We start from the raw sequence: 20,245 nt of genomic DNA on the forward strand, positions 1-20,245 counted from the left end.
TTGACTTTTGCTGAGGGATAACGGCCGATTACAGCTTGCAGGCCGCGCGGAGCTTGGCGACCATGTCGGTCTTTTCCCAGGTGAACCCGTTTCCGCTTCGGCCGAAATGCCCGTCGTGGGCGGTGGGCTGATAGATCGGTCGCAGCAGGTCGAGCTTCTTGATGATATCGCTGGGGGTCAGCGGGAACAGTTCTCCGACAGCCTTGGCGATCAGGCGTTCGGGAACTCGGGCGGTGCCTTCGCAGTCGACCAGGACGCTGATGGGCTCGGCGATGCCGATGGCGTAGGAAAGCTGCACTTCGCAGATGTCGGCCAGGCGGGCCGCCACCACGTTCTTGGCGATGTAGCGGGCCATGTAGCTGGCCGAGCGGTCGACCTTGGAGGGGTCCTTTCCGGAGAAGGCCCCGCCGCCGTGGGCGCCGCGACCGCCGTAGGTGTCGACGATGATCTTGCGACCGGTCAGACCGGTGTCGCCGTGGGGACCGCCGATGACGAATCGGCCGGTCGGATTGATGTGGAACAGGATGCGGTTATTCCACATCTTCGGGCATTCGGCCATCACCACCGGGCGAATGATTTTCTCGACGATTTCCTTGCGGGCCTTGTCGTCCATGTTGCCGGTGCGGGGATTGATGACGGCTTCGGTGTGCTGCGTGGAGACCACCACGGTGTGAATGCGGGTGGGGACGTTGTCGACGTATTCGATGGTGACCTGGCTCTTGCCGTCGGGTCGCAGCCACTTGATGACGCCCTGCTCGCGCGCTTCGCTCAGGCGGGCGCTGAGGCGGTGGGCCAGGTGGATGGGCAGGGGCATCAGGGCCTTGGTCTCGTTGCAGGCGAATCCGAACATCAGCCCCTGGTCGCCGGCGCCCTGGGCTTTCTTCTTGCCGCCGGTGACGCCCTGGCAGATGTCCTGGCTCTGGCTGTGCAGAGCCCGCAGGACGGTGCAGGCGCGGTAGTCGAACCCGGTCGTCGGGTCGTCGTATCCGATGGACTTGATGGTGTCGCGGGCGGTCTGCTCGACCTGGAGCAGGGCCTCTTCGGCTTTGTGGTTGTGTACCGTCACTTCGCCGGCGATGACCACCAGACCGGTGGAAACAAGCGTTTCGCAGGCGACGCGGGCGGCGGGGTCCTGGCGGATGAGGCTGTCCAGAACGGCATCGCTGACCTGGTCGGCCACTTTGTCGGGGTGTCCCTTGGTGACGGATTCGCTGGTAAACAGGTGAACTCGGTTGTTGGCCATAATCGTCCTCATATAGGCTGGCCCGTGCGTCGGCCCGGGCACATCAGGCAAGCCGTAAAGTGTACGGTCTTGGAGGCCCACAAACAAGCTCCCCCTGCCGAAAGTTGCAAGGGGCTCCCCCGCGGGGGCTCCACTTGGTACACTCGCCCGCGGCGGATCGGCCCCCTACAAAAGGACAACACCCGATGGACCTGGCGTTCAAGCCCAACCTCGACGACGCGCTGCTGCACTGGCAGGCGTTCTGGAACAAGGACCTCATCAAGCGTCCCTGCGTGAGCATCACCTGCGTCAAGGACGGCGCCAAAGACGTGCAGGGCTATCCCTGGCAGTTCATGCCCGACGCCGACTACGACGACATCCTGAACAAGGCCGAGGCGTTCATGTCGAAGATCTACTACGCCGCCGAGGCCATGCCCTATTGCGGACCCTCCTTCGGGCCCGACCAGGTGGCCGCCTTCGTCGGGGCGCGCCTGGACAGCTCGCCCGACAGCAACAGCACGACCTGGTCGGCGCCCTTCGTCGAAGACTGGAACGACGTGCTGCCGCTGGAGCTCGGGGCCGGCAACGACTCGTGGGCGCGCATGCTCGACATGTGCCGCAAGACCGCCGCACGCGGAGCCGGAAAGTTCCTGGTGGGCATGCTCGACATGCACTCGAACTTCGACTGGCTGGCCGCCATCCGCCGGCCCGACCGCCTGTGCATGGACCTGATCGACACGCCCGAGCTGGTGCGCGCCGCCATGGACAACGTCCGCCGACTTTACCGCGAAATGTACGATGCGCTCTACGAAGCCGGCGGCATGGCCGGACGCGGAACCATCGGCTGGCTGCCGTACTTCTGCGAGGGTCGCTATGCGGCCGTGCAGTGCGACTTCTGCCTGCTGCTGTCGCCGGCGCAGTTCAACGAGTTCGTCCTGCCGGCCCTGACGGAGGAGTGCGACTACCTCGACCACAGCGTCTACCACTACGACGGCCGTGGGGCTTTGGCGCACTTCGACGCCATCACGGGCATCAAGAGCCTCGACTCGATCCAGTGGACGATCTCCGCCGGCGACGAGAAGCCCTCGATGCTGCAGTGGGTGGACCTGCTCCAGCGATTCCAGGCCGCAGGCAAGAGCCTCTATGTCGGCTGCAGTTTCGACGAGCTCAAAGTCCTCCACCCCCAGCTCAAGCCCAACCTGGTCTTCTACGCCATGGGCGCCAAGGATCAGCGCCAGGCCGACGAGATCGTCAAGTGGCTGGAGCAGAATACCTGAGGGGCGAAAGCTCAAAATCCTAAGCACTAAATTCTAAATAAATTCAAAACAACAATGATCCAATGAATCAAACGCGGCAGGCGCCATCATTTGAGTTTCTGATTTGTAATTTGCGGTTTGCTTAGGATTTAGAAATTAGAAATTAGGTTTGCCATCACGCCCGCGGCGGGAGGCGCCAGAGGTCCTCGTCGCGGATGCCTACGCTTTCCAGCAGCGGCGCGAGCTCGCTGTAGCGGCTGTCGTAGGGGCGAAGGTGGCGGTCGGAGCCGGTGGCGAGCTTGACGCCTCGGCTCTTGAGCCAGGCCATGTACTCGATGTACTGCTGCTTCCAGGCCGCCGGATAATGCCACGTCAGCGCCACGCCGGGGTTGATCTCGGCGGCCGTGCCCGTTTGCACCAGCGCCGCGGCCAGCTCTTCGTGCATGGTGCGCGGGATCACGCGGAAGTCGTCGAACCATGGCAGCGTGCTGAACGAGCCGTCGGCGTTGGCGAACCCGCTCGACCACCACCACGGATGCGCCAGGATGTCCACCAGCGGATGCGCCGCCAGAAACAGGTACTGGCGGAAGTGCGCCTCGATGATCGGCCAGCGCTCCTTCGCCGTGCCCTTGGCCCCGTGCGCTGCCCCGATGACATACTCGATGCCCAGCTCTTCCACGTCCGCGGCAGTCAGGTCGATCGCCAGGGCTCCCCCGCCGGGGCCGACATCGCCCGCGCCGTAGTCGCCCGTGACGCGACCGGCCGCAATCTCGTCAACCTCCCACTGCCGCAGGCACGTGGCCTCGACGCCAAAATGAAATCGCGGCGAGGGATCGCACGCCAGGAACGCCTCGCGCGACAAACGCAGGTCCGGAAGGTTCAGCCGCGTGTGCAGATGGTCGGTCAGGCCGAAATCGGTAATCCCCTGCGCCGCGGCGCCGGCGACGATCTCGGCCACGCTCATGCCGGTGCTGCGGCAGTCGCAAGAGGCCACGGAGTGAATGTGCCAGTCGGTCGTCAGTCTCACGGGCGTATCCTTTGAGCTTGCAGCGACTGTATCAGATCATTTCCAATTTCCGATTTCCAATTTCCAATTGAAAAACATTTGGGAATGCAGCCGCCGTCGGGCACAATTCCGGCTTCATCAGGAGTTCCGGTTATGACACACCCCCCGCAGCAGTACAACGTGATCTGGGACAGCCCCAGCGCCGACTCGGCCGGCTCGATGCCCATCGGCAACGGCGACATCGGCGTGAACCTCTGGGCCCAGGCCGCCCGCGACGGCGCGCCGGGCAGCCTCGTGCTGCTGATCAGCAAGACCGACGCCTGGAGCGAGCAGGGCCAGCTTCTCAAACTCGCCCGCGTGCGCGTGACCTTCACGCCCGACCCGCTGGCCGCGAGCTTGGCCTTCCGCCAGGAACTTTGCCTGCACGAGGGCCAGATCGTCATCCGCGCCGGCGCGATGACGCTGCGGGCGTGGGTCGACGCCAACAACCCCGCCATCCACATCGAGGCCGACGGCCCCGAGCCGTTCGAGATGCAGGCCGCCCTCGAATTGTGGCGCACGGAGGCCGCCCAGGCCGGAACGATCAACGGCCTCTCCGGCGACGCGCGCTGCCGCCGCCCGGCGTGTGCGTACCCCGACACGATCGTCGACGCCGGCGGCGACCGCCTCGTGTGGTACCACCGCAACGAGAGCTCGATCTACGCCGCCAACCTCGAACACCAGGGGCTGGGCGGCTTCGAGCACAAGGCCGACCCGCTGCTGGGCCGCACGTTCGGCGCGGCCATGCGGGGCGAGGGTCTCGTGCGCCGCGACACGACGCACCTGGCCGCGGCCGCGCCGGGCAACAAGTTCGTGCTGTCGATCTACCCGCTGTGCGAAGTGACGCCGACGCCCAAGCGATGGCTGGACAATCTCGCCAAGCTGGAAAAGGCCCAGTCCGCCATCGATATCGAACAGGCCCGCACCGCCCACGCGCAGTGGTGGGACGCGTTCTGGAATCGCAGCTACATCTACATCGACGGCGGCGAGGACCAAAAAGCCCAGACCGTCTGCCGCAACTACATCCTGCAGCGATGGGTCAGCGCCTGCGGCGGCCGCGGGGCCAGCCCCATCAAGTTCAACGGCTCGATCTTCTGCTTCGAATACCAGGGCGACCCGGACTACCGCGCCTGGGGCGGGGCATACTGGTGGCAGAACACCCGCCTGCCCTATTGGCCGATGCTCGCCAGCGGCGACTGGGACATGATGCAGCCGGTCTTCGACATGTACGCCGCGTCGCTGCCGCTGGCCCGCCACCGCACGAAGGTCTGGTTCAAACACGCCGGGGCGTTCATCCCCGAGACGATGTACTTCTGGGGCCTGCACACCAATGGCGACTACGGCCTCGACCGCACAGGCCTGCGCGTGGGCGACATGACCAACCGCTACATCCGCCGCGAGTACACCTCGTCGCCGGAACTGCTGGCGATGATGCTGGATTATTACGAATACACGCTCGACGAAAAGTTCCTCGTCGAGGTGCTCATCCCCGCCAGCGACGACCTGCTGACCTTCTGGGACCAGCACTACGAGCTCGACGCCGACGGCGCCATGTGCATGTATCCCGCCCAGTCGCTGGAGACCTGGCAGGACGCCGTGAACCCGACGCCCGACATCGCCGGCCTGGCGTGGGTGCTGGCGCGGCTGGCGTTCTTGCCGCCCAAGGTCATCACGTCCAAGCGCCAGGCGCTGTGGGACCGCCTTACCGCTAAGGTGCCGCCCCTGCCGGTCAAGCAGGACGAGCAAGGCACGTTCATCCTGCCGGCCGCTCAGACGCTGCAGGACCGCGGCAACGGCGAGAACCCCGAGCTCTACGCCGTCTTCCCCTTCCGCCTCTTCGGCGTGGGCAAAGAGAACATCGAGGTCGGCCGCGAGACGTACAAGCGCCGCACCTTCCCCGCGTGCGTCGGATGGCACCAGAACGACACGCAGGCCGCCCTGCTGGGCCTGGCCGAAGAGGCCGCCCGCCAGGTGGCCGAGCGCGCGGGCAACAAGAACCCCGAGGCGCGGTTCCCGGTCTTCTGGGGACCCAACTTCGACTGGACCCCCGACCAGTGCCATGGCGGCAATCTGCTGATGACGCTCCAGACGATGCTCCTGCAAGCCGACGACGGCAAGATCTACCTCCTGCCCGCCTGGCCGAAGGAGTGGAGCGCCGACTTCAAGCTCCGAGCCCCCGGGCGCACGACAGTCGAGGCGTCCGTCCGCGACGGGAAGATCGTGTCGCTGACGGTGACGCCAAAGGCGCGGCGGAAGGATGTTGTGGCCGAGTAGAGGACGGGAAAACGACCGACGACGAGGACGAGGACGACGACGAGGACGACGCGGCGGAAGAGCGTCTGGATGGGTGGCATGGCGACACGCGTTTTTCTTTCTAGCGGGTCGCCATGGGGCGGCGGAATAATGGAATAATGGAATCGTTAGCGGCGGGACTTGTCCCGCGCGGTTGTTCGGTCAGGGAAGAAACCCCGCGGGGCAAGCCCCGCCGCTAACGTGCGCGCCCTTCGTCCCTTTCTTCGTCCTCGTCGTCGGTTTTTCTTCTTTTCCCTGAATTCTTTCGCCCTCTAGAACGTCCAATCGACAGCGGTTAAAGTCTATCGTCAACGGGAAAGGACACTCACATGAAACGGTCTGCTCTTCTTGTCGTCGTGCTGGGATGCTGCGGCTGGGCTTGGGGCGGCGATATCGACTTCGCGGAAAAGTTCGCCCTCTCGACCGACCGCGAGGCCGCCATCGCGCAGCTCGTCAGCGGGACCGACCAGTATTACTACTACCGCTGCCTGCAGTGGCAGAACACCGGCAAGCTCGACGAGGTGGACAACGCCCTTGCCCCGTGGGCGGCCGCCCACGGCGCGACGCCGCTGTATCTTCAGATCGAGAACCGCCAGGCGCTGCTGCGCTATGCGACGGAGCCACAGAAGACGCTGGAGTTTCTCGTCAACCGCCTGGCCCTGCGGTTCGACCACGCCCGGACAATCACCGGCCCGCGAGCGGACCTGCCTACAACGCTCGACGCCAGCCTCATCAGCCGCCAGACCCTCACCCAGCGCGAGTTCAAGAACAACCCCAACAGCACCGAAGGCTTCGAGCCCAGCGCCTTTGGCTGGCTGGCGCAGAGGGACCTGTCGTGGCAGCAGCGCCGCCATCTGCTGAGCCGGCTTGACCGGCCGGACTACCCCGGCGTGGTCACGCTCATCGCAGCGGACCTCAACGAGCGGCAGGGGCATTCCTTCGGCGCCCTGCCGATCCACGCGATGCTCACGCAGGCGCAGCTCGACGAACTGCTGCTGGCCAGAAGCTATCTGCTCAACCAGCACGCCTTCGTCTACGCGTACCTGTCCAAGCTGCGGCCCGGCGCGGATGTCGACCTGCCGCACGACCCCGCCCGGCAGAAGGCCCACCTCGAGCGCGTCTGGGCGTTCGCCCAGCGGCTGGGGCCGGTACACAATTCGCTCAAGGCCAACGTGCTCTACAATCGCCTGGTGCTCGACCGCAAGAGCGGCCGCTATGACAAAGACCTCTTCATGGAGTACCTCAAGCTGCCGCGCCCCTGCCCGTACATGCGGGCGGAGTATCTGCAGGACCCATCGCGGCGCGACAACCCCGCCCGCCTGGGCGATAACTTCTCCGCCCACACCGGCTACGGACCCATCGGCGATGACACGCCGCTGGTGCGCGATTTCCTGATGCACTTCCTGGCCGACGCGAAGGACTTCAACGACTACCTGCCCTTCGTCAACGACACGTTCATCAAGGAAGCGTTCGTCGAAGCCAAGGCCACCGGCGGCATCGGCGAGATGCAGGCGTTGTACGGCCTGGCCAGCCCGCAGTTCCACCAGACGCTGAAGGACCGCATCGACATCGACTTCGACCCGTCCAACAAGACGCTCTTCGCGGCTGACGAGGCGGTGAAGCTGACCGTACACGTCAAGAACGTGACCAACCTGATTGTGAAGGTCTACCAGATCAACGCGGCCAACTGGTACCGCGAAAAGGCGCAGCCGGTCGGTCTGGATATCGACCTGGAAGGCCTGACCGCCAACGAGGAGCAGACCCTCAAGTACGACAGCCCGCCGCTGCGGCGCGTGGCGCGCAGCTTCGAGCTCAAGACCCTCAGCAAGCCTGGCGTGTACGTCGTCGAGTTCATCGGCAACGGCATCTCCAGCCGCGCGCTGATCCAGAAAGGCCTGCTGCGACACCTCGAGCGCCGCGGCGCTGCCGGGCACGTCTTCACGATCATCGACGAGAACAACCGCAAGGTCCCCGACGCGACCATCTGGATGAGCGGGCACCTGTACACGCCGGACAAGGATGGGACCATCACCATCCCCTACACCACCGCCGCCATCGAGCAGTCGATCGTCATCACCCGCGGCGAGCTTTCCTGCCTGGCCAGGTTCAAGCACCGCGAGGAAAACTACGAACTGCCGGCGCGATTCTATGTAGACCGCGAGAGCCTGCTGGCCTCGCGCAAGGCTACCGTCATCGTGCGAACGGCGCTGCTGGTATCCGGCGAGCGGGCGGCCGTCTCGCTGATAGAAGAGCCCGTTCTGACGATTGTGGCCACCGACCGCGAAGGCACCAAAACCACGCGCGAGATCAAGGACTTCAAGCTCACTGAAGACCAGGAATCTACGGCCGAGTTCCAGGTGCCCGAGAACCTCGCCTACATTCATTTCACGCTCAAGGGCAAGGTGCAGAACCTCAGCAGGAACAAGAAAGAGGACCTGTCGGCCAGCGAGGGCTTCGCCCTCAACGAGATCGACAAGACCGCACGAACAGACGATGTGCATCTCATGCGCGCGGCCGGAAGCTACGTGCTGGAGGTGCGTGGAAAGACGGGCGAACCGCTGACGTCACGTAGCGTAGACGTGGCGCTGTGGCACAAAGACTTCGTCCAGAACGTGCAACTCATGCTGCGCAGCGACGACGCCGGCCGCATCGTCCTGGGTCCGCTGCCCGACATCAGGATGGTGGCGGCAAAAATCAACAGCGGCGACGGCGGCAATAGGGCCACCGGTCTCTGGACCCTCAGCGGCGATCTGCACTCGCACATCCGCACCGTCACCTCGCCTGCGGACAAGCCGATCCGCGTTCCCTACATGGGCAAGGCTGCCAAGCCCGACCGGCCGGACTTTTCGCTGTTGGAGGTGCGACAGAGCACGTTCGTGGCCGACCGCTTCGACGCGATGAAGATCGAAGAAGGCTACATCGTCATCGCCCCCCTGCCGCCGGGGAAGTACCAACTCGATGTTGAGGACCAGAGGGTTGTCGACATTCACGTGACCGCCGGCGCGGCTGCGGAAGGATACTACCTTACGCCCAGCCGCAAGATCGAGACCACCAATCCCGTGCCGCTGCAGATTACCTCCGTAACGGCCGGCAAGGACGAGTTGAAGATCAAGCTCTCCGGCGCCGGCGCGGCGACGCGCGTCTACGTGACGGCCACGCGGTACATGCCCCGCTATGGCCTGATGGGCCTAGGCGGCCCGCTGCAATCGGGCGAACCGAGCATCGAACCCAGCGAGCCGCTGGAGAGCAGCTATGCGGCCGGTCGCAATATCGGCGACGAGTACCGCTACATTCTCGACCGCAAGTACGCAAAGAAGTATCCCGGGAACATGCTCGAACGCCCCGGCCTGCTACTCAATCCCTGGGCCAGGGACAAGACAGACGTCGGAATGCTCCAAGCCTTCCAGGGGCCTCGCCTGGTTGGACTGGCCGGCGGCGCCGGGGCGCCCGGGACAGGAGTGTTCGGTTCCTGGGGCAGGCGGATGCAAGCCGTCACCGGCAGCAACCTGGACTTCCTCAGCCAGCAGGCCGCGGTGCTGATCGGCCTCAAGCCCGACGCCGCCGGCGTCGTCACCGTGGCGCGCAAAGACCTGGGGGCTCACCACCAGGTGCGCGTGCTGGCGGTGAATGCGGCCGAGGCGGCGTATCGGGAGATCTCGCTGGACGAGGCCGCCATGCCCATGCTCGACCTGCGACTGGACAAACAGGCGCTGGCCGGGAAGCATTTCGCCGAGCAGAAGCACATCGAGACGCTGCAGAGCGGCCAGAGCCTGACGCTGCGCGACGCGGCGTCGTCGAAGTGGGAAACGTACGACAGCCTCGCCCGCGCGTACGGCCTCTACGTCACGCTGGGCAAGGGCGACGCCCCGGCCAAGCTGGCCGAGTTCGCCTTCATCCTGAACTGGCCGGCGATGAAGGACGCCGAGAAACGCGAGAAATATTCGCAGTACGCCTGTCACGAGCTGAACTTCTTCCTCTACAAGAAAGACGCGGACTTCTTCCGCAAGGTCGTCCTGCCGTACCTCAGGAACAAGAAAGACAAGACCTTCATGGACCGCTGGATGATCGGCGAGGACCTCTCGGCGTACGCCCAGCCGTGGGCGTTCGAGCGGCTCAACGCCGTAGAGCGAATTCTGCTCGGCCAGCGCGTGCATCGCGAGGGGGACAACGTTTCCCGCCACATCCGCGACACGTTTAACCTGATCCCGCCCAACGTAGATTATCTCAACGACCTGTTCCGAATCGCCATCGCCGGCAGTGCGCTGGAAGGTCCACGCGGCGGGGAGCTGAATGATAGGCGAGACGTTGCCAAACAACTGACTGTGGCAGGAGAACCAATGGGAGGTTCGGAAGCAGGCGCGGCAGGCGACTCGCCCGCCTCGTCGCCCGCAGAGGCGCCGCCCATGCCCGCGGTGCCATCCCCGGCAGCCGTTGCGGATTCGGTAACTGGAAAGCAGGCTAGAGAATGGTCCAGAAAGTTCGAAGAAACAATGGAGAAGAACGAACGCAAGGAGGCGCTCAAGAGGGACGCGGCCATCCGAAAGCAGAGGCACGAGCTTTTCCGCCAGGTGGACCAGACGCAGGAACTGGCTGAGAACAATTACTACCGCCTGCCCATCGCTGCGCAGAACGAAAAGCTCGTGGGCGTCAACGCGTTCTGGAACGACTACGCCGGACACGCGCCGGCGGACTACAGGGGACCGGCCAAGGGGCCGTTCCTCTCGGCCCACTTCGCCCAGGCCAACGGCAGCTTCACCGAGATCATGTTCGCCCTGTCTGTGCTGGACCTGCCCTTCACGGCGGCCAAGCACGAGATCAAGACCGATCTGCCGGCCGTGACGCTCAAGGCCGCCGGGCCGGCGATCGTTGTCGTACGCGAGATTCAACCGGCCAAGGACGACCCGGCCGCTCTGCCGATCCTGGTCAGCCAAAATTACTTCAGCCCCTCCGACCGCTATCGCTATGAAGGGCCCGAGCGGCTGGACAAGTTCGTGACCGAGGAGTTTCTCGTCGGCGCCGCGTACGGCTGCCAGGTGATCGTCACCAACCCGACCTCCTCGCCGCGCAAGCTCGAGCTGCTGCTGCAGGTCCCAAAGGGGGCCATGCCGGTGCAGGACGGCCTCTACACGCGCAGCGTCAGCGTGCTCCTGCCGCCCTACTCGACCAAGACGCAGGAGTATTTCTTCTACTTCCCGCTGAGCGGGACGTTCAACCACTACGGCGCGCGCGTCTCGCGCAGCGGCATGCTCGCCGGCGCCGCGCCTGACGCGACCCTCAAGGCCGTGGCCAAGCTCACGAAGGTCGACACGACCTCGTGGAACTACGTCTCGCAGGACGCCTCCAGCGCCGACGTGCTGCGGTTTATGCGTGACAACAACATCGAGCGACTCAACCTCGAACGCATCGCCTGGCGGATGCCCGACAAGGCGTTCTTCCAGGCCGTCATCGCCCTGCTCAAGGACCGCCACGTCTACAGCGACGTGCTCTGGTCGTACGCACTCAAGCATGACGATGCAGCCGCAGCGGCGGAGTACCTCCAGCATCGCGACACGTTCGCGGCAGCGTGCGGGCCGTACCTCACCTCGCCGCTGTTGAAGATCGACCCGGTCGTCCGCAAGGCCTACCAGCACCTGGAGTACGCCCCGCTGATCAACGCCCGCGCGCACAAGCTGGGCCCGCAGCGCCAGATCGCCAACGACCGCCTGGCCGGGCAGTACGCCTCGCTGCTGCAGGTCCTGGCGTGCAAGAGCAAGCTCGACGACGACGACCTGATGGCCGTCACGTACTACATGCTGCTGCAGGACCGCGTCGAGGAGGGGCTGGCCTTCTTCGCCCGCGTCAAGGCCGACGCCCTGGCCACGCGGCTGCAGTACGATTACTTCAAGGCGTACGCCGCGTTTTACGCCGAGGATTTGCCCACGGCCGCCGCGGTGGCCAAGCAGTACGCCGACTATCCGGTGGACCGCTGGCGCAAGCTCTTCAACACCGTCGCGGCGCAGCTAGATGAGATCAGCGGCAAGAAGCCCGCCGTCATCGACGACAAGAGCCGCGAGCAGCTTCAGGCGAATCTGGCGGCCGGCGAGGCGAGCGTGGACTTCACCGTCGAGGCCCGCAAGGTCACCGTGACGCACCAGAACGCCGCCAAGCTGCAGGTACACTACTACCTGATGGACGTCGAGCTGCTGTTCTCGAAGAACCCCTTCGTGCAGCAGATGTCGGGGCAGTTCGCGTACGTCAAGCCCAGCAGCACGGCTATCATCATCACGCCCAAGCAGCCCTCGGGCGAAACGGTGTTCGACCTGCCCAGGGAGTATCACAACAGCAACGTGATGATCGAGATCGTCGCCGGAGCCGCCCGCAAGAGCCAGGCGTACTACGCCAACTCGATGAACGTGCAGATGGTCGAAAACTACGGCCGCCTGCGCGTGACGGGGCCAGACGGTAAGGCCCTCGCGAAGGTATACGTGAAGGTCTACGCCCGCCACGCCGGCCAGAACGAGCCGGCGTTCTACAAAGACGGGTACACCGACCTGCGCGGGATGTTCGACTACGCATCCGTGAGCATCAGCGATCGCCGGGCGGTGGAGAAGTTCGCCGTCCTGATCTTCAGCGAAGCCAACGGCGCCGTCGTGCGAGAAGCCAATCCGCCTGCCGGAATGAAGCAAACCAGTGAGACTGAACTGACATTTCCTTGAGGCGGAGGAAGAGGGGATGGATGGATGGATGGGTGGATGGATGGATGGATGGATGGATGGATGGATGGATTTGTTAGCGGTCGAGTTTACTCGACGCGGTTGTCTCCGGTGCGATCAGGGAAACAACCGACGACGAGGACGAGATAACGACGGCGGAACTTTTCTTTCGTGTCGCGGACATCTTGTCCGCGAGTCCCGCGGGCGTCTCGCCCGCGGAAGCTGAACAACAAGAGCGGGAGGCGAGGGCAAGATGCCCTCGTTACGCGCGGGCGAGACGCCCGCGACACGACATGCAATCCCTGATTCGTCGTCCTCGTCGTCGTCCTCGTCCTCGTCGTCGGTTTTTTCTGGTCCCGGTGTGCTGGACAAACGCGTTGCCCTACCGTACCCTATCCCGCGCCTCAATTGCCAAGGAAGGCTGCCATGACTACTGCAAACGTACCTGCCCCGAATATCGCGCGCGGTCCTGATGCGTCCGATCCGCTTCTGGTTTCCCAGCGCGTTCCGCCGCATTCGATCGAGGCCGAGGTCTGCACCATCGGCTCGATGATCATCGACCGCACGGCGATCGACATCGTCGCACAGGTCTGCCAGGCGGAATATTTCTTCCGCCCGGCCCACCAGACGCTCTACCAGACGCTCATCGACATGAGCACGGCTGGCAAGCCCATCGAGCTGGTGACGCTGCGCGAGGAGCTGTCGCGCCTGGGGCTGCTGGAGCAGATCGGCGGCGTCGATTACCTCGTCGCCATCGTCGACGGCGTGCCCAACGCCGCCAACGCCGAATACTACGCCAAGATCGTGCGCGACAAAGCCCTGCTGCGCGACCTGATCATCGCCGCAGGCAAGATCACGCGCGACGCGCACGACAGCCGCGACGAAGCCCCCGACATCATCGAAAACGCCGAACGCCTCGTATTCAAAATCGCCACCGCCCAGATCGGCGACCAGGCCGTCACTCTCGGCAGCCTTCTGCAGGAGACCTTCGAGACGCTGCAGGAATCGGACGGGCGCCTGGTCACCGGCACGGCCACGGGCTATCCGGCGCTCGATGAAATGACCAGCGGGTTCCAGAACGGCGAGATGATCATCCTGGCGGCGCGGCCGTCCATGGGCAAGACCAGCTTCCTGCTCAACATCGCCGAGCACATGGCCGTGACGGAAAAGCTGCCGGTGGTGGTGTTCTCGATGGAAATGTCCAAGGCCCAGCTCGCCCAGCGCCTGCTGAGCTCGCACGCGCGGTTCAACCTGCGTCAGATGCGGCGGGGCATGATCTCGGCTGAGGACTGGACGCAGCTCCAGATGGCCGCGGGCGACCTGGAGCAGGCGCCGCTGCTGATCGACGATTCGCCGCTGCTGACGGCGCTGCAGCTTCGCAGCAAGGCCCGCCGCCTGCACGCCTCGCACGGGATCAAGTGCGTGTTCATCGACTACCTGCAGCTCATGACCTACAGCGGCCGCGCCGACAGCCGCCAGGAACAGATCACCGAAATGTCGCGGGGGATCAAGGCGCTGGCGCGCGAGCTGAACATCCCGGTGATCTGCGCTGCGCAGCTCAACCGCGGCCCGGCAGACCGACCCAGCCACCGCCCGCGCATGAGCGACCTTCGCGAGTCGGGCTCGATCGAGCAGGACGCCGACGTCGTCTCGCTGCTGCACAACGAAGACTACTACCACCGCGGCGAGCCGGACTACATGCCCCGCAACGTGACCGAGTTGATCGTGGCCAAGCAGCGCAACGGCCCCACCGGCACGGTGCATCTGACGTTCCTGCCCGACTGCACGCGCTTCGAATCGGCCTCGCCCGAGGTTTACGACAGTGGCGGGACGTATTGATTGCAGGGACGGGGACAGGGAGGGGGACGGGGAGTGCGGGATTACGCGGATTCTCGGGATTAAGAGGATTAGAAACGGGGACGGGGACGGGAGCAGGGAGTGCGGGATTACGCGGATTTTCGGGATTAAGAGGATTAGAAACGGGGACAGGGACGGGGACGGGGAGTGCGGGACTACGCGGATTCTCGGGATTAAGAGGATTAGAAACGGGGACGGGGACGGGAGCAGGGAGTGCGGGATTACGCGGATTCTCGGGATTAAGAGGATTAAAACAAAAACAAGAAATCGTCAGGGGGAGTGTTCTTTTCGTCCTCGTCCTCGTCCTCGTCCTCGTCCTCGTCGTCGTCGGTTGTTTGTTTCCGTGGGACTCATGGGCAAGATGCCCATGCTACTTACTTTCCCGGCTGCTGCATTCGCCGCAGGTCGATGATCCACTGGGGGGTCTGGGCAAGGTAGTCTTTGAGGATTTTTCCGCGGCTGAAGTAGTAGCGGGCGCAGAGGCCCTGGAAGAGGAATACCGTCATCGCCACGAGCACGTAAAAGCCCAGCGTCGCCTGGCGGTAGAACTTGGCCATGTCGATTCCCAGCGACGACTTGATCTGTGCGTAGGATTGCGCGGCTGCGGGGTCCAGCGGGGTCAGGAACGCCTGGCCGATCTGCCAGGCACAATAGACGGCGACCATCGTCATCAGGCCCACTTGGTTCCATCCCAGCAGGCGCGGGCCTCGCACGTCCAGAGCCAGCAGCATCGCCCTGCCCCGCCACTCGCACCAGGCAGCGGCGCAGAGGCCCAGCGTCAGGATGACGCCCCAGATGTCCCGCTCGCCCATCGCCAGCGAGATCATCGCCACAAGCGCCGACCCGGCCGCACAGATGCCGAAAGTGACAGCGTTGAACATGGCCATGCCGGTCGCGCGACGGAACTTGGCGGCCCGCTCCTGGGCCTGTTGGAACTGCATGAGCTGCTCTGCCGTCAGCGGCGAGGCCGCCCCTGCGTCTTGTGCGGCTGGAACGTCTGCCGGAGTCAGGGGCGGCGGGGTGGTGGTCATGTCAGTGCCTGAACTGGAACCGCAGCATGCGGTCGATGTCGACGGCGGTTTCGCCAAGGCACGTCAGCGGCAGAGCGTTCTGGAGTTGGGCGATGTCCAATCGCGGCAGCGTCGCCGCCGGGGCGGCGACCTTCTGCGGGCCGACAAACACGATGACCTCGTCGGCGAGTTTCTGCTCCAGCACGCTGGTCAGCACGGCCGAGCCGCCCTCGATCAGGACGCTGATCCAACCGCGGCGGCCCAGTTCATCGAGCAGCGCGCCGAGGTCGAGTCCCTTTTCGGCGGCGGGCAATTCGATGATCTCTGCCCCGCGGCTGCGGAGGCGCTGGGCGACGAGGGGCTTGGCGGCCGCGGCGCCGGGGGCGGTGACGATGATTAGCTTTGCGCGGTCGGTGGTGGCGGCGAGTTGGCACTCGATGGGCGTTCTCAGCGACGAGTCGAGCACGATGCGGGCGGGCTGTCCGCCCTTGCCGCTGCGGTTTCCCAGGTGCGGGTTGTCGGCCAGCAGCGTGCCGATGCCGACGACGACGCCGTCGCACCAGGCGCGGATCTGGTGGACGCGGTCGCGGCTGGCGCGGGAGGAGATCCACCGCCCGCCGCCGGGGGGCATGGCCATGTATCCATCGGTGGTCTGGGCCCACTTGCAGATGACCCAGGGGCGCCCGGTGGTGCGGTGCTTGACGTAGGCGGCCAGGAGCTGGCGGGCCTGGTCCTGCATGACGCCGACCTCGGTGACGATGCCGGCCTTCTTGAGCGCGGCGATGCCCTGGCCTGACACTTTCGGATCGGGGTCGACCATGGCGGCGACTACTCGGGCGAGTTTGGCGTCGATCAGCGCAGCGGTGCAGGGCGGGGTCTTGCCCTGGTGGCAGCAGGGTTCGAGGGTGACGTACATCGTGGCCCCGGCCGGATTGATGCCGGCGGCGCGGGCGGCGGAGAGGGCTTCGATTTCCGCGTGGGGTCCGCCGAACTTCTTGTGCCATCCGCGCGCCAGCTCGACGCCGTCGCGCACGACAACGGCCCCGACCATCGGGTTGGGCTCGACCTCGCCCCGCCCGCGGGCGGCGCACTCCAGCGCCAGGGTCATAAACTTGATGTCGTCAGCCATTGGCACCCATCTATACGTTCGATTGCGGATTTCGGATTGCGGATTCTATGGAGTGCGGCAGCCTTAGCTGCCGCTTTTGCAGTTTTCCGCAATCAAACAACTTCCAAAGCGGCAGCTATGGCTGCCGCACTCCATAGGTCCTACTTAATGAACTCGTTCAGGATATTCTCCAGCAGTTCCACGCGGCCGGACTCGTTGGCGTCGGCTTCGCCCTTCTTGAGCATGTACTGCTGCAGCTCGCGCAGACCGACCTGGCGCTTTTCGATCTTGGCGCCGATGCCTTTGTCCCAGCTCGCGTAGCGCTTGGCGACGAACTTGTCCATCGCCCCGCTCTTGCGGATGGCGGCGGCGATCTTGAGCCCGCGGGCGAAAGCGTCCATCGCCCCGATGTGGGCGTAGAACAGGTCGACCGGCTCGAAGCTCTCGCGCGCCACGTGGGCGTCGAAGTTCAATCCGCCGGTGGTGAACCCGCCGGCCTTGAGGATCGTCAGCATCGCCATCGTCGCGTCGTAGATGTCGGTGGGGAACTGGTCGGTGTCCCAGCCCAGCAGCAGGTCGCCGCGGTTGGCGTCGACGGAACCGAGCATGCCCAGCGCCGCGGCCGTCTCGAGCTCGTGGTGGAACGTGTGCCCGGCCAGCGTGGCGTGGTTGGCCTCGACGTTGAACTGGAAATGCTTGTCCAGGCCGTTGCGGACGAGGAACCCGTACACCGTCATGCAGTCGAAGTCGTACTGGTGCTTGGTGGGTTCCTTGGGCTTGGGCTCGATGTAGAACTGGCCCTTGAAGCCGATCTGCTTCTTGTAGTCCACCGCAAGCTGCAGCAGGCGGGCCATGTGGTCGAGCTCGCGCGGCATGTTGGTGTTGAGCAGGCTCTTGTAGCCTTCGCGCCCGCCCCAGAACACGTAACCCTGGCCGCCGAGTTCCTTGGTCACTTCCAGCGCCTTGGCGACCTGCGCGCCGGCGTAAGCGAAGACGTCGGCGTTGCAGCTCGTGCCGGCCCCGTGCATGAAGCGCGGGTGCGAGAACAGGCAGGCGGTGCCCCAGAGCAGCTTGACGCCGGTGCGGTCCTGCTCGGACTTGAGGACCTTGACGACCGCGTCGAGGTTCTTGTTGGTTTCGGAGAGGGTGCCCGCTTCGGGGGCCACGTCGCGGTCATGGAAGCAGTAGAAGTCCACGCCGAGCTTGGTGAAGAACTCAAATGCCGCCTTCACGCGCGCCTGCGCGTTGGCGACGCTGCTGGTGCCGTCGTCCCAGGGCATCTGGCGCGTGGGCCCGCCGAACTGGTCGGAGCAGCCGTTGCGGAAAGCGTGCCAGTAGGCCACCGCGAAACGCAGGTGGTCCTTCATGGACTTGCCTTCGATCTTTTCCTTGGCGTTGTAGTGCTTGAACGCCAGCGGGTTCTTGGAGTCCGGACCTTCATACTTGATCTTCGCAATTCCGGGAAAGGCTTCGGCCATGATGTACTCTCCTTCAAGTCCTTAGCGCCGCGATGGGCGGCCCTGTGTCGTCTCGTGATCTTTCTGCGGGCAAAACAGCGAAGCATTGTAAAAGCGCCCCGCCCGCGCCGCAAGAGCGTGTTACTCCGGAATGAGCGAATGTTGGACCGCCGCGGAGGAGGCGCTGCGCGGCGAAACGCTACAGGACCCTGCGCAACTTGGCGGCTTCCGTGGCCTCGGGGGTGTCCGGGTGCGACTTGATAAGCTCGTCCAGCGCCGCTTTGGCGTTGTCCCATTGGCCGGCCTTGAGAAGTTCCCTGGCGGTCTTGAGCATGTCGGCGGCAGAGGATTTCGGCGGCGGCGCGGGCTCGGAGGGCTTGGCGGGCGGCGGCGTAGCGGCCGCCGGCGCCGGCGGGACGGGTTGCACGGGTAGCTGGGCGGGCGGCGCAGCGGCGCCGCCCTGCTCTGCCGGCACGGTGACTTTGTGTTCGAGCAGCAGGTCGCCCAGGAGTCCCATCGCGTTATTGACCTGGTTGAGCGTGATCAAGGCGCGGATCCGGGCAAGCTTTCCGTGTTCGGTATCGGCTGGCGCTCCTTCGCCGTTCTCGCTCCGCAAGATCGCCGAGATGAGTTTGCCCGCCGAGGCGGTGTCGCCGGAGGTGATGTACCGCCGCAGCAGGAGCAGTTCTTCGGCCCGGGTCGGACCGGTCTGGCCGGAAGTCGACGTCCCGGGCGCGACGGCGCCGGGGATCTGGGCGGCCGGCGGCGCGTTGCCTGCAACGGGAGCGGCAGGCGTGGCGGGAGTACCGGGCGCGGGCGCCGGCGCCGGGTCTTCGGCGCCGGGGCTGTTGGCCGAGGAGTAGGTGCCGGGGTAGTAGTTCCCGAGCATCTGCTCAGTGGCGCGTTCGAGAACCAGCAGATTCCAGCACGTCGCCAGGATCGGGTCATCCTTGACGACCGGACCGCCGTTAGACCACGACCCGTCGCCTTTCTGGGCGGTGCAGATCCGGTCGGCTACCACTTCGTACCAGTCCTGCTTGCCGATCTTCTGCGTCTGCGTCAGCGCGCAGGCGCGTTCGAGACCGTAGAGATAATACGCGTCGCTCTGATAGACGCCGTTGCGGCCGATCCAGTCGAAACCGCGTTCGATGGCCAGTTCTGCCGGCGTCTTGCGCTTGGCCTTGGCGGCGGCCTGGGCGGCTTCGTTCTTGGCGTCGGCATTCTTGTCAATGGGGCTCAGATACGTTCCGGCGATATCTTCGCGGCTGATGCGCTTTCCGGTAGCCTGGAGAATGCACACGCCCAGGCACCCGATGCCCGCGGCCGTCATGGGATGATTGGCGCCGCTGCGATGCTTGCCCGAGTTGGTGTAGATGAACCCGCCGTAGTTGTCCTGCATGTTGATCAGATACCCTGCCGCTCGCAGCCAGGTTTCTTTGGGCACGGAGATCTTGTTGCGCGACACGGCCCACAGACCCAGCACCGCGTACTGGGTGTTGGACAGGTCCTGATTCTCGCTGCCGCGTTTGTAGCCCCACCCGCCGTTGGCGGCCTGGGCGCCGACGATCGTGGTGCCCAGATTGGCCATGGCCGTCACGTAGAGTCGCTTGTGGACGCGCTTGCCGAACTCGTCGGTGTCTTCACAGAGGCTGTCCAGCGCCAGCAGCATGATGCCGCAGTTGTAGACGGCGTGCTTGTCCCAGTCGCGCGTGTCGAGCCCGGCGTAGCGCATCATGAAGGGCAGGACGGCCTTGATGGCCGGGTCGGTCTTGGGCACGCCGCTCTTGCGCAAGGCCAGGACGCACAGCGCCACCGATCCGGGCTCGTTGCGGTACTGCGTGCTGCCGAAGCCGCCGTCGCGCCCCTGCTGGGCGCGCAGATAGGCTACGCCTTTGGTGATGGCCTCGTTCACTCGCCGCTGGAGGTCCGTCAGCTGCTGCACCTGCTGCACCTGCCCCACCGCCGCCGGCGCAGGGCCGCCAGCGGCCCCAATCGCCTGCCCCGCCGCCGGCGCAACCGCGACAGCCAGCGACACAAGACAGCAGAGGACGCAAATCCGGAAAGAAGGTAAGCGACCTGTGAATTGCGAATACTCAGCCATGCCGTGCATCCTCTAGGACTGCCAGTAGACCGCGACCGCACCGTCTTTGCCACAAAATTATACCGCCCCATTGCCCCGCGTGAGCGACCGGATTTCCTGGCAGGAAATCCGGTCGCTCACAGAGCGGGAGAAAGTAGTGAGTAGAGAGGAGAAAAAGCGGCCAACGCCTTATCAGACCTGCCATCGCGGCCTATCGCCCGGACTT

Annotated in this window: 10 protein-coding genes; 4 read left to right on the plus strand and 6 right to left on the minus strand. The window is 64.9% G+C overall.

Features of this window, described 5'->3' with window-relative positions; all coding sequences use genetic code 11:
• Positions 1-28: 28 nt before the first annotated feature.
• Positions 29-1,243 carry a methionine adenosyltransferase gene (gene metK, locus ABFD92_09275; GenBank protein ID MEN6504717.1) on the minus strand — a complete coding sequence of 405 codons (1,215 nt, stop codon included), beginning with the start codon at positions 1,241-1,243 and terminating at the stop codon, positions 29-31.
• Positions 1,244-1,428: 185 nt separating this feature from the next.
• Between metK and ABFD92_09280 the strand changes: the two genes are divergently transcribed.
• A complete protein-coding gene (locus tag ABFD92_09280; GenBank protein MEN6504718.1) occupies positions 1,429-2,499 on the plus strand; it encodes a hypothetical protein in 1,071 nt (356 codons plus the stop codon).
• Between the two features lie 154 nt (positions 2,500-2,653).
• Here the strand turns inward: ABFD92_09280 and ABFD92_09285 are convergent, their stop codons facing one another.
• Positions 2,654-3,505 (minus strand): hypothetical protein, encoded by an 852-nt coding sequence (locus ABFD92_09285; protein ID MEN6504719.1) that lies wholly within the window; start codon positions 3,503-3,505, stop codon positions 2,654-2,656.
• Between the two features lie 132 nt (positions 3,506-3,637).
• On the opposite strand from ABFD92_09285, the gene ABFD92_09290 reads away from it, so the two are divergent.
• From ABFD92_09290 to dnaB, 3 genes are all read left to right on the plus strand, one after another.
• A complete protein-coding gene (locus tag ABFD92_09290; protein MEN6504720.1) occupies positions 3,638-5,797 on the plus strand; it encodes a DUF5703 domain-containing protein in 2,160 nt (719 codons plus the stop codon).
• 347 nt (positions 5,798-6,144) lie between these two features.
• The gene (locus ABFD92_09295; protein MEN6504721.1) at positions 6,145-12,510 is read left to right on the plus strand and encodes a hypothetical protein; all 6,366 of its coding nucleotides are present in this window, start codon (positions 6,145-6,147) and stop codon (positions 12,508-12,510) included.
• A gap of 423 nt (positions 12,511-12,933) precedes the next feature.
• Entirely contained in the window at positions 12,934-14,346 is a 1,413-nt protein-coding gene (dnaB, locus tag ABFD92_09300; GenBank protein ID MEN6504722.1) for a replicative DNA helicase, read from the plus strand.
• 392 nt (positions 14,347-14,738) lie between these two features.
• Here the strand turns inward: dnaB and ABFD92_09305 are convergent, their stop codons facing one another.
• From ABFD92_09305 to ABFD92_09320, 4 genes are all read right to left on the minus strand, one after another.
• Entirely contained in the window at positions 14,739-15,395 is a 657-nt protein-coding gene (locus tag ABFD92_09305; protein MEN6504723.1) for a hypothetical protein, read from the minus strand.
• A gap of 1 nt (position 15,396) precedes the next feature.
• On the minus strand, positions 15,397-16,503 hold the full coding sequence (gene ribD / locus ABFD92_09310) for a bifunctional diaminohydroxyphosphoribosylaminopyrimidine deaminase/5-amino-6-(5-phosphoribosylamino)uracil reductase RibD (protein ID MEN6504724.1): 1,107 nt from the start codon (positions 16,501-16,503) through the stop codon (positions 15,397-15,399).
• A 140-nt stretch (positions 16,504-16,643) separates the two neighbouring features.
• Positions 16,644-17,960 (minus strand): xylose isomerase, encoded by a 1,317-nt coding sequence (gene xylA / locus ABFD92_09315; GenBank protein ID MEN6504725.1) that lies wholly within the window; start codon positions 17,958-17,960, stop codon positions 16,644-16,646.
• A gap of 178 nt (positions 17,961-18,138) precedes the next feature.
• On the minus strand, positions 18,139-19,974 hold the full coding sequence (locus ABFD92_09320; GenBank protein ID MEN6504726.1) for a tetratricopeptide repeat protein: 1,836 nt from the start codon (positions 19,972-19,974) through the stop codon (positions 18,139-18,141).
• Between the last annotated feature and the right edge of the window lie 271 nt (positions 19,975-20,245).

The sequence above is a fragment of the Planctomycetaceae bacterium genome, from assembly GCA_039680605.1.
GTDB lineage: Bacteria > Planctomycetota > Phycisphaerae > SM23-33 > SM23-33 > JAJFUU01.